We start from the raw sequence: 12,524 nt of genomic DNA, 5'->3' as shown, positions 1-12,524 counted from the left end.
GGGTTCATCGGGTCACAAAATCGCGGGGCGGTTCTGGCTTGTGCCAGAACGGTACTTTTTTCAGCCACAGCAAGAGTGCGTGCCAGTGGATGCGCGCTACCACACCCAGTGTGAGCAAGGGAAAGCGCCACATCACGCGGCGCAGGGCGGCTGCCGTCGCAGGTTCGAGCACACCGCTCCAGCTGGTGTCGATCAAGGGGCCTTCGTCGTCGGTGTGGTCCACGCGCGCGACGATGCGGTCTTGGCCCTTGTGCTGTGTGCGCATGAAACGGAATCGGTACTCGCCCTGCACATCGCAAAAGGGCGAGACGTGGAACACTTTGTGGGCCAGCAGGGTTTGGCCGTATTGCGGCTCGGGCAGCAGGTAACAGTGGCGCTCGCCAAAAGTGTTGTTCACCTCGGCCACGATGGCGGCCAGGCTGCCATCGGCGCGGTGCGCGTACCAAAAGCTCACAGGCTTGAAGGCATGGCCCAGCACACGCGGAAAGGCCTGCAGCCAGACCTCGCCTGTGGCATCACAAATGCCTTCTTTTTGCAGCAATTCGTCCAGCCAGGCCAGCGCACCACCTGTCTCAGCAGGGCGGCCATCGCCATGGTCGGCGTCATGGAAGGCGAACCAGGCGCGGCGGTTGATGGCCAGATCGGTGCGGCACGCGCCCGCATGCATGCTGCGCATGGGCAGCATCAAAAACGCCGTGGGGTAAGCGAAGGCGTGGTGCGCCGGGCGGTGGCGCGTGTGGCGCACCTGGCCCCAACCGATGAGGGCGGTGTGGGCATAGACCGGGGTGGGTGTCATGCGGCCAGTCTGTCCTGAACAGGGTGGGCCTGTTCGTGGATGCGTTTGAGCAAGGCCCGGCCCACTTGCAGGCCCGACTTGAGCCCGTCTTCGTGAAAACCATAACCCGTCCAGGCCCCGGCATACCAGGTGTGTTGTTGGCCTTGCAGCAAGGGCAATTTCTTTTGCGCTTCGATGGCGGCCAGGTCAAACACCGGGTGCGCATAGTCGTATTCGCCCACGATGGTGGCCGGGTCAATGGTCTGCAGCGGGTTGAGCGAGACCAGCACAGGCTGCGCAAACGGGATGCGTTGCAAACGGTTGAGCAGGTAATGCAGGCACACTCGCGAGGACTCGCGCTCGCTGCTGGCGGCGCGTTCGTAATTCCACGCGGCCCAGGTCTTGGGGTTGGCGGGCAGCACGCTGGCGTCGGTGTGCAGCACGGCACGGTTGTCCTGGTAGCGGATGGCACCCAGCAGGCTGCGCTCGTACGTGCTGGGCTCGCGCAGCAAACCCAAAGCCTGGTCAGTGTGGGTGGCGATGACCACCTGGTCAAAGCGCTCGGCATGGCCGTCGGTGATGACGCGCACGCCTTGTGCATCGCGCTCGATCAATCGCACCGGGGTGTTCAGGCGCTTGTCGTACACACCCGCAAGAATTTTCTCAACGTAGTTTCGGGCACCGCCCACCACACTGAACCACTGCGGGCGATTCGTCACCTGGATCAGGCCGTGGTTGTGGCAAAACCGGATCATGGTCGCCACCGGAAACTGCAGCATCTGGTCGGTCGGGCAACTCCAGATGCAGCCCAGCATGGGCAGGAAATACCAATCGCGAAACGGCTCGCTGAACTTGTGTGTGCGCAAAAAGTCGGAGAGCGGTTGCTGCAGTTCTTTCTCGCGCTGCTCTTTGGCGATGCGGGTGCACAGCGCATTGAAACGCAACACATCGGCCAGCATGCGCCAAAAGCGTGGGTTGACCAGGTTGGCACGCTGCGCGAACACGCTGTTCAGGTCGGTGCCACTCCACTCCAGGGTTTTGCCATTCAGCGCCCCCGGCACCTGGACCGAAAACGACATGTCCGACGGCGCGGTCTCCACGCCCAGCTCAGCAAACAGGTTGATCAGGTTGGGGTAGGTGCGTTCGTTGAACACCAGAAAGCCGGTGTCTACACCGTGCGTCACCAGGCCCTGCGGCGTGGGCAAGGTCACGTCCACCGTGTGGGTGTGGCCGCCGAAATAATCGCCCGCCTCGAACACGGTGATGTCGGCGTGGTCTTTCAGGGTGTGGGCCACGGCCAGGCCAGAAATGCCCGAGCCCACGATGGCCAGTTTCATGCGCGGCTTTGACGTCGGGCTCATGGCTTGGCTTTCAGGGCTTTGTCGATGGCCGACACCAGGGTTTTGCTTTCCGGTCCGATCATGCTGTTGTATTGGTCAATCACCTTGCCGTCACGGCCGATCAGGTATTTGTGAAAGTTCCAGCGCGGCTTCTGGCCAGTTTGCGCGGTGAGCTGTTTGAACAGGGGCGCAGCACCATCCCCGGTGACCTGGATTTTGGTGAACATGGGGAACTTCACGCCAAAGGTGCTTTCACAAAAATCAGCAATCTCTTTGTTGCTGCCTTTTTCCTGCGCAAAGTCATTCGACGGAAAGCCCAACACCACCAGGCCCTGGTCCTTGTATTTCGTGTTCAACGCCTCCAGACCTTTGTACTGCGAGGTGAAGCCGCAAAAACTGGCGGTGTTGACCACCAGCACCACTTTGCCCGCATACTGGCACAGCGATTGGGGCTTCTCATCCTGCAAACGCTCAAACGTGTGGTTCAACAAGGCAGGGCAGGCCGTGCTGTTGCCGCCCGTTGGCGGGCTGGCGGCCTGCGCCGCTTCCAGGCCCAAGCCCAGCATGGCGGCCACCACGGCCATCGCGAGGCGACCCATCCAATGGTTAACCCAGGAGTGATTCATTTGCACTTCAAAATTCATTTTGTGACTGATCAGTTTAAACTTGTTTGTGCGGATTGTCACGCCGCCCCCTTTTCATTGGAGAACCGCATGCCCAAACCCTCGGGTTTTAAAGGGAACAAGCAGGATTTGCCGCAAAAACCTTGCGCAGTTTGTGGCCGCGCCATGAGCTGGCGCAAAAGCTGGGCCAAAAACTGGGACAGCGTGTTGTACTGCAGCGACCGCTGCCGCGCAGACAAATCCAAAGCCGCCCCATCAGCACCATCCCGCACCGAACGCTGAGCATGACACACAAAACAGACGCCGCAGGCCAGCCTGCACCCCAAACGCTCACGCCCTGCCGCCATCTGGTGCTGGTGCTGGGCGATCAACTGGGCTGGGACAGCCCGGCGCTCGATGGTTTTGACCCTGCGCAAGACCGGCTCTTGATGATCGAGGCGGACAGCGAGGCGGATGAAGTCTGGAACCACAAGGCCCGCATCGCCAGCTTCTTGTCGGGCATGCGGCACTTTGCCAACGAGGCCCACCGCCGCCGCTGGCCTTGCACTTATATGAAGCTGGACGATCCGAGCCTGCCCGGCGACTTTGCCGGACGGCTGGCGCACGCGCTGCACACCCACAGGCCCCGGACGCTGGTGGTCATGGAAACCGGGGCCTGGCGCATGGAGCGGCTGATCGAGGGCGCAGCCGAACGCGCGCAGACCTTGCTGCGCTGGGTGAATGACACGCACTTTTTGTGCAGCCGCGCCGAATTTGCCAAATGGGCAGGCGACAAGAAAGAGCTGCGCATGGAGTTTTTTTACCGCGAGATGCGCAAGCGCCACGGCGTGCTGATGGAAGGCAAAGCGCCCATCGGCGGCCAGTGGAATTTTGATGCCGACAACCGCAAAGGCTTTGGCGCCAAAGGCCCGGGCACCGTGCCCCCGCCCGCCCGCTTTGCACCCGGCCGCGTGACGCAAGACGTGATCGCGCTGGTGCAAACACGCTTTGCCGGGCACCCGGGCAAGCTCGAGCACTTCGCCTGGCCCGTGACCCGCGAAGATGCGCTCGTGGCCTTGCAGCATTTCATCGACCAGCGGCTGGAGAACTTTGGTGCCTGGCAAGACGCCATGTGGACCACGCTGCCTTTTGGCTGGCACGCGCTGGTGGCCAGCAGCCTGAACCTGCACCTGCTCAACCCGCGCGAAGTCATCGAAGCGGCCGAGCAGGCCTACCACGCACGAGGATTGCCGCTGGCGAGTGTGGAGGGCTTCATCCGCCAGGTGCTGGGCTGGCGCGAGTTCATTCGCGGTGTTTACTGGCTGGACATGCCGCACATGGCCGAAGCCAACCACTACGGCCACACCCGCGACCTGCCCCAGTGGTACTGGACGGGCGAGACCCACATGGCCTGCATGCAAGCGACCATCGGCCAAACGCTCCAACACGGTTACGCGCACCACATCCAGCGCCTCATGGTCACAGGGCAGTTTGCGGTGCTGGCCGGGCTGTCACCCCAACAGGTCAGCGCCTGGTACCGCGCCATGTACGTGGACGCGGTCGAGTGGGTGGAAACGCCCAACACCTTGGGCATGGCCCTGCACGCCAACGGCGGGCGCTTCACCAGCAAGCCCTATGTGGCCAGCGGCCAATACATCAGCCGCATGAGCAACTACTGCAAAGGCTGCCGCTATCAACCCGAGCAGCGCACCGGCCCGAGCGCCTGCCCCATGACCACGCTGTACTGGGATTTTCTGATTCGTCACGAGCAAGACTTTGCCGGTAACCCACGCACCGCGCTCATGGTCAAACATGTGGGCAAGATGAGCGCGGACGACAAGGCGCAGATCGCGCAGCAGGCTGAGGCCGTGCGAGAAGGGCTGGATAAAGTTTGAGAACACTGGGTCATTTGCGCCGACTGATCTGCTTGAGCACGTGCTGCTTGAAGGCCAGCGCCAGCGGTGAAAATTTTTTGCCCGCCGGGTAGACGATGTGCCAGGCCGAGGGCAGGGGGAAGCCCTGCACATCGATCACGCTGACGCCGTTTTCTTTCTGGTGGCCATGCAAGGCGTGGCGCGAGACCACACCCACCCCCAGGCCCCCGGCCACCGACTCCTTGATCGCCTCGTTGCTGCCCAGCTCCAGCCGCACATCGGGGCGGAACTTCATGGACCGGAAAAACTGGTCGGCGGCCATGCGTGTGCCCGAGCCTTTTTCGCGCAGGATGAAGCGGCGCTCTGCCAACTCGTGCAAAGTCACAGAACTGCGCTTGGCCAGCGGGTCGGAGGTGGGCGCGATCACCACAATCGGGTTGGGCATGAAGGCCTCGTCGCCCAGGTCCATGTCTTTGGGCGGCATGGACATGATGTACAGGTCATCGAGGTTATCACGCAGGCGTTGCACCACACCGTCGCGGTTGAGGATTTCGAGCGACACGTCGATGGCCGGGTGCTGCTTGCAAAAGCTGCCGATCAGGTGCGGCATGAAGTACTTGGCCGTGCTCACCACCGCCACCCGCAGCTTGCCGCGCGACAAGCCCTTGGCCGCGTCCACGTTCTGCTCGAAGGCGTCCCAGGTCTGCGCCACGGCGCGGGCGGTCTGCGCCAACTCTTGGCCCACCTCGGTCATGTAAAGCTTTTTGCCCACCAGCTCGTACAGCGGCAAACCCACCGATTCGCTGATGTCCTTGAGCTGCATCGAGGCCGTGGGCTGGGTCACGTGCATCACCTTGGCCGCAGCGCTCACGCTGCCGGTTTCGGCCAAAGCCAAAAACAAACGCAATTGACGAAAGCTGACGTTCATAGATATTTATCTATATTCAAAAGTTGAAGAATCGATTTTACAAGAGCCTCGCCAGTTTCTATGATCGGCGCAAGGAACACAACCATGCACAATCTGATCGACCCGGCCATCCTCTTTTTCATCTTTGGCGTGCTGGCCGGCACCGTCAAATCCAATCTCGAAATCCCGCCCGCCATCTCGCGCTTTTTGTCGCTCTACCTGCTGATGGCCTTGGGCCTCAAAGGGGGCTTTGCGTTGTCGCAATCGGGCCTGACGGCGAGCGTGGGCATCAGCCTGGCCGCCGCCGTGGCACTGGCCATCGTCATCCCGCTCATCGGTTACGCCGTGCTGCGCCGCTTTGTCTCGGGCTTTGACGCAGCGGCCGTGGCCGCCACGTATGGCTCGGTGAGCGCGGTCACCTTTGTCACGGCGGTTCAGACGCTGGAAAACCAGGGCGTGCCCTACGGCGGTCACATGGCTGCGGCCATGGCCCTGATGGAGTCGCCCGCCATCATCCTGGCGGTGGTCTTGGCCAATTCGCTGCGGCAAAAAACGGCCTCCAGCGTGATGGTGCAAGCGGGTGGCGTGGCTGTGCTCGGCGGCCCTGGAGCACCTGCAGGCGGATCGGTGGGCAAGATCCTGCACGAGTCCTTCACGGATGGGGCGCAGTTGCTGCTGCTGGGCGCCATGGTGATCGGCCTGGTCACGGGCGAGGCCGGACAAGCGGCGATGGCCCCCTTCTCGGTCGACCTGTTCAAAGGCATGCTGGCCTTCTTCCTGCTCGACATGGGCTTGATGGCGGCGCGCAACCTGCCGCAGGTCAAGGGCCAATCGCCCGTGCTGATCGCCTATGCAGTGATCGGCCCCCTGGTGCACGCAAGCCTGGCTTTGGCTCTGGCCTATGGCCTGAATCTGAGCGCAGGCGACGGAGCCTTGCTCATGGTGCTGGCGGCCAGTGCCTCCTACATTGCGGTGCCCGCCGTGCTGCGCACCGCTTTGCCCGAGGCCAAACCCGCGCTGTATTTTGGGCTCAGCCTGGGTTTGACTTTTCCCTTGAACATCGTGCTGGGCATTCCGCTGTATCTGGCGGTGGCCCAGACACTGCTGACATGACCCTGGCCATGCCTCATTTTTATGAGGGTTGCCCCGTCGCCTTTTTGACGCAGCATGGCAAACAGGACCTGGTGCGCGAGCCGCTCGAAGCCGCACTGGGCTGCCATCTGGTGCACACCGACGGCTATGACACCGACCAATTGGGCACGTTCACGCGTGAGCTGACACGGGCGGGCTCGCAGCTCGATGCGGCTCGCAAAAAAGCCAACATCGGCATGGCGCTGACGGGTGCATCTGTCGGCTTGGCCAGTGAAGGTTCGTTTGGCCCCGACCCTTTTGGCGCTTTCATGCCCTGGAACACCGAGGTCGTGTTGTGGGTCGATCGTGTGCATGCGATTGAAGTGTCCGGCTTTGCACACGGACCCGCCCAAAGCCTGCACCGGATGGTGACCACCCTGCAAGAGCTCGAGCGCTTTGCCACGGATGCCCGGTTTCCAGAACACCATCTTGTGCTGCGCCCGGAACACGCCGAGCACCCCGACATGGACAAAGGCATCCGCGATCGCGAGACCTTGCTCAAGGCCTTTCACTTGGCGCAAGCCAAGTCTGCCAATGGTGTGGTGTTTGTCGAAAACGATCTGCGGGCTTTTTGCAATCCAACGCGGCAGACAACCATCCTCAAAGCGACCGGGGATCTGATTCAAAAATTGCTGTCGGTATGCCCAAGCTGTGACACACCGGGCTACTGGCTCAGCCAGCAGATTCCGGGGCTGCCCTGCCGTGACTGCGGCAGCTTGACCCGATTGCCCAAAGCCGAAATATGGGGCTGCAAAAAATGCGACCACGAAGAACAGCGCAAAGTCCAAAGCCAGCCATGGGCAGATCCAGCCCGTTGTGATTTCTGCAACCCTTGAAACGCAGGGGGTGAACCTGCGCGATCACACCGAACGCATCAGGCCGCCATCCACACGGATGTTCTGGCCTGTGATGTAGGCCGCACCTTCCGAAGCCAAAAAGGCGATGGTCGCGGCCACTTCTTCGCTGGTGCCGTAGCGCTGCATGGGCACGCTTTCGCGGCGCTCTTCTTTGGCGGGCAAGCTGTCGATCCAGCCGGGCAAGACATTGTTCATGCGCACATTGTGCGCGGCGTGCTCATCGGCAAACAGCTTGGTGAAGGCGGCCAAGCCAGCGCGTGCCACCGCCGAGGTCGGAAACATCGCACTGGGCTCGACCACCCAGGCGCTGGAGATGTTGACGATGGCCCCCGCTTTTTGCTGGACCATGATGGGCGCCACCAAACGCACGGCGCGCACCACGTTCAGAAAGTACATGTCCATGCCCAGATGCCACTGTGCATCGGTCAGCTCGAGCACCGGGCCCTTGGGGCCGTGGCCTGCGCTGTTGACCAACACATCGATGCGGCCCCATCGCGCCATGGTTTGATCGACCAGCTTTTGCAAGTCTTCGCTCGACTGGTTGGAGCCAGTCAGCCCCAAGCCGCCCAACTCGCGGCCCAGCGCCTCGCCCTTGCCTGACGAAGACAACACCGCCACCTGAAAACCATCCTGCGCCAGCTTGCGGGCGGCAGCGGCCCCCATGCCACTGCCGCCGCCCACCACCATCGCCACTTTGCTGCTCATGTCTTGCTCCTTTGTCTTGTATAGAGGTTCAGGATCGTGGCGCTGCAGCACCTGGCCTGGGGCTGAGTCACGACCTTCGATGCACTGTACCCAAAGACGGGGCATGTCACTGTCGCCCGCGATGGGCCAGAGTTTCGTGAACTTCAGGTTTCACCTCAAGGGCAATGAACACACCGCCTCGCGCCTGCGCGGCGCTTGGGTGCTGCAAGCGCATGGCGAAGGCTGGCGCATCCGTTTGCACCATTTTTCCAACGTGCCTGTGCAGTCGCCTTTGGAGTCATCGCGCTGAAGCTTGTGGACAAGCTTCGCAAGCCGGGCCTTGTTCAGGGCTTGAGAGACGGGGCTGACACCAGCTCGCTTTGCTGAGTGCCCGCACCAAACGGGCTCTTGGTGGTGCGTCTCAGATCGGTTTTGATGAACACACCCTGGTCAAAATTGATCCAGTAGGTTTCTTCGTTGCCAATGTTCGTGCTGCAAACGATCTTGAAGGCGTCGAAGGTGCCCGCACGGACCGTGACCTTTTCATGGCTTTGCACCGTGCAGTTCAGGTCATAAGGCAAGGTTTCACCCTGAGCCCCAAACGTCATGCGGTAAGCCTTGACCCAGGATTTGCCCACTGTGATGGGGTACTCGAATCCCAAGGGCGGGTCCCAGCGCGTGAGGGTTCGGCCATCGCGACCCACGATGGCGATCCAGTGGCCTGTGGGTGTGATGACCGTGTTCATGCCTTGTGAATTGGCGAGCGTCATGACCGGCTGCCCTTGCCAGATCCCGTCGCCCCGGGTGATGCGCAGCACCATGTCCTTGCCATAGCTGCCAGTATTGCGCTGGGCCACCTCCCAACTCGCACCAGCGGTAGGCGCACGCCAACGTTCTGCACGGGGCCCCCAAACGGCGCAAGCCGTGACGATGAAAGCCGCTGCGGCCATGGCAAGGCTGGCGCGGCGCGTGAACCGTTGAACGTGTTTCATGTGACACCTCCGACTATGAAGCGGCGAAGTTGGAGACCCCATGAAGAATGTGATCTGCGAAAACGCATTTGACAAGGCCACGAAGCACGACTTTGTGACCACGATCAACTTTTGTTACGCATTTTTTCAGCCAGGCCAATGCCCCAGGCCGCCGTGTGAGGTGGGTCACCCATCGAAGATGGGGTTCTGTGTTAGCGAACGAACGCAACGCACGCTCACCCCGTCGTCACAGAGCATTCACCAACCATACGGCGATCTCAAGCGCTGCGCGTCACCTTTTTGTACAGGCGTGCCGACCACTGCCCCAAATCGTCCAGGTAGGTGAACACCACCGGGATCACCAGCAAGCTCAGCACCGTGCTAGTAAGCAGGCCGCCGATCACGGCAATCGCCATGGGCGAGCGGAAACTCGCATCGGCCGCACCCCAGCCCACGGCAATCGGCAGCATGCCCGCGCCCATGGCAATGGTGGTCATGACGATGGGACGGGCGCGTTTGTGGCACGCATCGAGCAACGCGTCCCAGCGGCTCATAGGGGGCACAGCGGGCTGATCCCCTTGGGCAGGTTTGCCGCGTCGCGCCTCGATCGCGTACTCCACCAATAAGATGGAGTTCTTGGTCGCGATGCCCATGAGCATGATGAGGCCAATGAGCGAGGGCATCGAGAAGCTCTTTTGTGCAATCAACAAGCCCACAAACGCGCCACCCAACGACAGTGGGAGCGCCGCCAAAATCGTGATGGGGTGCAGGAAGCCTTTGAACAGCAACACCAGCACGATGTAGATGCACAGCACACCGATCATCATGGCCAGGCCAAAGCTGGCAAAGAGTTCGCCCATCACTTCGGCATCACCCACCTCCACGATCTTCACGCCGGGCGGCAGGCTTTGCAGCGCGGGCAGCTTTTGCACCGCCGCTGTCACGTCGCCCAGCGGCATGCCCGAGAGTTCGATCTCGAAGTTGATGTTGCGCTGGCGGTCGTAGCGGTCGATCACGGCCGGGCCACCCGCCACCTCGATGCTGGCCACCTGGCCCAGCATGACGGGGCCACGGTTGCCGGGCACCATCAGACGCTCGAGCGTGGCCAGGTCTTGCCGGGATTCGTCACCCAGCTTCACGACGATGGGCACCTGGCGCTCCGACAAATTGAGCTTGGGCAGGGCCGCGTCGTAGTCGCCCAAAGTGGCCACGCGCAAGGTGTCGCTGATGGCAGCGCTGGTCACGCCCAAATCGGCGGCTTTGGCAAAGTCAGGGCGCACCGCGATCTCGGGGCGCACCAGGCTGGCGGTAGACGCAATGGAGCCCAGGCCTGAAATAGTGCGCAGGTCGCGCTCCACCGCCATGGCGGCGGTTTGCAGGGCCTGCGGGTCTTCGCCCGTCAGCACCAGAACGTATTTCTCGCCCGAGCCGCCCAAGCCCACCTTGGTGCGCACACCGGGCAGTTGCTGCAAGGCCGTGCGGATGTCGTTTTCAATCGTCTGCTTGCGCACTCGCGTGCCGCGCTCGCTCAGCTGGATAGTGAGCGTGGCTTTGCGCACCTCGGCCGCACCGCCGCCCGCAAACGGGTCAGAGCCCGCGCTGCCGCCGCCAATGGTGGTGTAGACGCTTTTCACGTTGTCCACGGTCATCAAGAGCGTGCGGGCGTGTTCGGCACTGGCCTGGGTTTGCGCCAAGGTGGCACCCGGGGGCAGCTCCACATAGACCTGGGTTTGCGAGTTGTCGTCTGGCGGAATGAAGCCCTTGGGCAACAAAGGCACCAGCATGATGGAGCCGATGAAAAACAGCGTGGCCAAGACCATGGTGGCCAGGCGGTGCTTCATGCACCAGGTGGCCCAGACCATGTAGCGCTTGAGCCAGCCCGGCTCGTGCGCGGCTGTGACGATGGGCTTCAGGATGTAAGCCGCCATCATGGGCGTGAGCACCCGCGCCACCACCAGCGAGGCAAACACCGCGAGCGACGCCGTCCAGCCAAACTGCTTGAAAAACTTGCCCGGAATGCCGCTCATGAAAGCCGTGGGCAAAAACACCGCGATCAGGGTGAAGGTGGTGGCAATCACGGCCAGACCAATTTCATCGGCCGCTTCCATGGCCGCCTGGTACGGCGACTTGCCCATGCGCAAATGGCGCACGATGTTTTCCACCTCGACAATCGCGTCGTCCACCAACACGCCAATCACCAAGGACAGCGCCAGCAAGGTCACCACGTTGATGGAAAAGCCCAGATACGCCATGCCGATGAAGGCCGGGATGACCGACAGCGGCAGCGCCACCGCCGACACAAAGGTGGCCCGCCAGTCGCGCAAAAACAGCCACACCACCAGCACCGCCAAAATCGCGCCCTCATACAGCAGCACGAGTGAGCCTTGGTATTCCTCTTCCACCGGGGTCACAAAGTCAAAGGCCTCGGTGATCTCGATGTCGGGGTTTTGCAGCCGGTAGTCGGCCAGCGCCTGGCGCACCAGGCGGCCCACGGCCACCTCGCTCTCGCCTTTGCTGCGCACCACCTCAAAACCCACCACGGGCTTGCCATCGAGTGCGGCGGCAGACCGCGCATCGGCCAGGGTATCGCTCACCGTGGCCACCTGGTCCAGGCGAACACGGCCACTCCGCGATGTGGCGATCTCAATTTGCCCGACCTCTTGCGTCGTCTTGACCGTGGCGAGGGTGCGCACGGGCTGCTCGCCCGTGCCCACATCCATGCGCCCGCCCGAGCCTTCTTGCTGCACCTGCTTGAGCTGGCGTGAGACTTCGGCCGCCGTGATGCCCAGCGCCTGCAAACGGTTCACGTCGAGCGCCACACGCACCTCACGCATGACGCCGCCCACGCGGTTGACCGCGCCCACGCCGCGCAGCGACAAGAGCTTGCGGGTGATGTCCTTGTCCACCAACCACGACAAGGCCTCGTCGTCCATGCGTTCGGAACGCACGGTGTAGGCCAGCACGGGCGTACCGGCCAGGTTGAGCTTTTGCACCACCGGGTCACGCAGGTCGCTGGGCAAGTCGGCCCGCACGCCCTGGATGGCCGAGCGCACATCGTCCACCGCTTCCTGCGTGGGCTTTTCCATGCGGAACTCGGCGGTGATCGACACCACACCGTCTTGCACCTTGGTGGTGATGTGCTTCAGGCCCTGCAGTGGCGCCAGTGCGTTTTCGAGCTTGCGGGCCACATCGGTTTCGAGCTGCGAGGGTGCCACACCGGGCAGGCTGGCCGTCACAGAGATGGTGGGCACATCCAGATCAGGAAAGTTCTGCACTTTCATCGAGCCGAACGCGATCAGACCCGCCACCGTCAGCAGCACAAACAGCATGACCGCCGGGATCGGGTTGCGGATCGACCAGGAAGAGACGTTGAGCATGGCGTC

General features: G+C 62.2%; 12 protein-coding genes. 5 read left to right on the top strand and 7 right to left on the bottom strand.

The window, feature by feature from the left end; genetic code table 11:
• Positions 1-4: 4 nt before the first annotated feature.
• Genes B9Z34_RS10475 through B9Z34_RS10465 form a run of 3 tightly spaced genes read right to left on the bottom strand, consistent with a single transcriptional unit; the run spans position 5 to position 2,741 of the window.
• A complete protein-coding gene (locus tag B9Z34_RS10475; protein ID WP_108428066.1) occupies positions 5-796 on the bottom strand; it encodes a DUF1365 domain-containing protein in 792 nt (263 codons plus the stop codon).
• Positions 793-2,112 (bottom strand): NAD(P)/FAD-dependent oxidoreductase, encoded by a 1,320-nt coding sequence (locus B9Z34_RS10470; RefSeq protein ID WP_108428065.1) that lies wholly within the window; start codon positions 2,110-2,112, stop codon positions 793-795. The genes B9Z34_RS10475 and B9Z34_RS10470 overlap by 4 nt, the downstream gene beginning before the upstream one ends.
• Positions 2,113-2,132: 20 nt before the next feature.
• On the bottom strand, positions 2,133-2,741 hold the full coding sequence (locus B9Z34_RS10465) for a glutathione peroxidase (protein ID WP_108428151.1): 609 nt from the start codon (positions 2,739-2,741) through the stop codon (positions 2,133-2,135).
• On the opposite strand from B9Z34_RS10465, the gene B9Z34_RS14810 reads away from it, so the two are divergent.
• Positions 2,718-3,020 carry a DUF2256 domain-containing protein gene (locus tag B9Z34_RS14810; RefSeq protein ID WP_369907637.1) on the top strand — a complete coding sequence of 101 codons (303 nt, stop codon included), beginning with the start codon at positions 2,718-2,720 and terminating at the stop codon, positions 3,018-3,020. The genes B9Z34_RS10465 and B9Z34_RS14810 overlap by 24 nt on opposite strands.
• A 2-nt stretch (positions 3,021-3,022) precedes the next feature.
• Positions 3,023-4,612, top strand: coding sequence for a cryptochrome/photolyase family protein (locus B9Z34_RS10455; RefSeq protein ID WP_108428063.1), 1,590 nt, complete (start codon positions 3,023-3,025; stop codon positions 4,610-4,612).
• A gap of 10 nt (positions 4,613-4,622) precedes the next feature.
• Here B9Z34_RS10455 and B9Z34_RS10450 read toward each other — a convergent pair whose 3' ends face one another.
• A complete protein-coding gene (locus B9Z34_RS10450; RefSeq protein ID WP_108428062.1) occupies positions 4,623-5,519 on the bottom strand; it encodes a LysR family transcriptional regulator in 897 nt (298 codons plus the stop codon).
• Positions 5,520-5,603: 84 nt separating this feature from the next.
• On the opposite strand from B9Z34_RS10450, the gene B9Z34_RS10445 reads away from it, so the two are divergent.
• A complete protein-coding gene (locus B9Z34_RS10445; RefSeq protein WP_108428061.1) occupies positions 5,604-6,611 on the top strand; it encodes a sodium-dependent bicarbonate transport family permease in 1,008 nt (335 codons plus the stop codon).
• Complete coding sequence (locus B9Z34_RS10440; protein WP_233249551.1) at positions 6,608-7,465, top strand: DUF6671 family protein; 858 nt, start codon at positions 6,608-6,610, stop codon at positions 7,463-7,465. The genes B9Z34_RS10445 and B9Z34_RS10440 overlap by 4 nt, the downstream gene beginning before the upstream one ends.
• Positions 7,466-7,489: 24 nt before the next feature.
• Here B9Z34_RS10440 and B9Z34_RS10435 read toward each other — a convergent pair whose 3' ends face one another.
• Entirely contained in the window at positions 7,490-8,191 is a 702-nt protein-coding gene (locus B9Z34_RS10435) for an SDR family oxidoreductase (protein WP_108428149.1), read from the bottom strand.
• Between the two features lie 103 nt (positions 8,192-8,294).
• Here B9Z34_RS10435 and B9Z34_RS10430 point away from each other — a divergent pair, with 103 nt between their 5' ends.
• Positions 8,295-8,480: a hypothetical protein gene (locus B9Z34_RS10430; protein ID WP_108428060.1), complete on the top strand. Its 186-nt coding sequence runs from the start codon at positions 8,295-8,297 to the stop codon at positions 8,478-8,480.
• 34 nt (positions 8,481-8,514) lie between these two features.
• Here the strand turns inward: B9Z34_RS10430 and B9Z34_RS10425 are convergent, their stop codons facing one another.
• Both B9Z34_RS10425 and B9Z34_RS10420 read right to left on the bottom strand, forming a co-directional pair.
• Positions 8,515-9,162, bottom strand: coding sequence for a hypothetical protein (locus tag B9Z34_RS10425; protein ID WP_108428059.1), 648 nt, complete (start codon positions 9,160-9,162; stop codon positions 8,515-8,517).
• A gap of 257 nt (positions 9,163-9,419) precedes the next feature.
• On the bottom strand, positions 9,420-12,518 hold the full coding sequence (locus B9Z34_RS10420; protein WP_108428058.1) for an efflux RND transporter permease subunit: 3,099 nt from the start codon (positions 12,516-12,518) through the stop codon (positions 9,420-9,422).
• Positions 12,519-12,524 lie beyond the last annotated feature (6 nt).

The sequence above is a fragment of the Limnohabitans sp. Hippo3 genome (assembly GCF_003063665.1).
GTDB lineage: Bacteria > Pseudomonadota > Gammaproteobacteria > Burkholderiales > Burkholderiaceae_C > Limnohabitans_A.
Note: the sequence above shows the minus strand (reverse complement) of the source record. Positions and strands in the feature narration are given on the sequence as shown.

What these genes read in the sequence shown, in the direction of transcription:
- B9Z34_RS10475 (WP_108428066.1), bottom strand. Translation starts at nt 796, where the DNA reads ATGACACCCACCCCGGTCTATGCCCACACCGCCCTCATCGGTTGGGGC.
- B9Z34_RS10470 (WP_108428065.1), bottom strand. Translation starts at nt 2,112, where the DNA reads ATGAAACTGGCCATCGTGGGCTCGGGCATTTCTGGCCTGGCCGTGGCC.
- B9Z34_RS14810 (WP_369907637.1), top strand. Translation starts at nt 2,718, where the DNA reads ATGGTTAACCCAGGAGTGATTCATTTGCACTTCAAAATTCATTTTGTG.
- B9Z34_RS10465 (WP_108428151.1), bottom strand. Translation starts at nt 2,741, where the DNA reads ATGAATCACTCCTGGGTTAACCATTGGATGGGTCGCCTCGCGATGGCC.
- B9Z34_RS10455 (WP_108428063.1), top strand. Translation starts at nt 3,023, where the DNA reads ATGACACACAAAACAGACGCCGCAGGCCAGCCTGCACCCCAAACGCTC.
- B9Z34_RS10450 (WP_108428062.1), bottom strand. Translation starts at nt 5,519, where the DNA reads ATGAACGTCAGCTTTCGTCAATTGCGTTTGTTTTTGGCTTTGGCCGAA.
- B9Z34_RS10445 (WP_108428061.1), top strand. Translation starts at nt 5,604, where the DNA reads ATGCACAATCTGATCGACCCGGCCATCCTCTTTTTCATCTTTGGCGTG.
- B9Z34_RS10440 (WP_233249551.1), top strand. Translation starts at nt 6,608, where the DNA reads ATGACCCTGGCCATGCCTCATTTTTATGAGGGTTGCCCCGTCGCCTTT.
- B9Z34_RS10435 (WP_108428149.1), bottom strand. Translation starts at nt 8,191, where the DNA reads ATGAGCAGCAAAGTGGCGATGGTGGTGGGCGGCGGCAGTGGCATGGGG.
- B9Z34_RS10430 (WP_108428060.1), top strand. Translation starts at nt 8,295, where the DNA reads ATGTCACTGTCGCCCGCGATGGGCCAGAGTTTCGTGAACTTCAGGTTT.
- B9Z34_RS10425 (WP_108428059.1), bottom strand. Translation starts at nt 9,162, where the DNA reads ATGAAACACGTTCAACGGTTCACGCGCCGCGCCAGCCTTGCCATGGCC.
- B9Z34_RS10420 (WP_108428058.1), bottom strand. Translation starts at nt 12,518, where the DNA reads ATGCTCAACGTCTCTTCCTGGTCGATCCGCAACCCGATCCCGGCGGTC.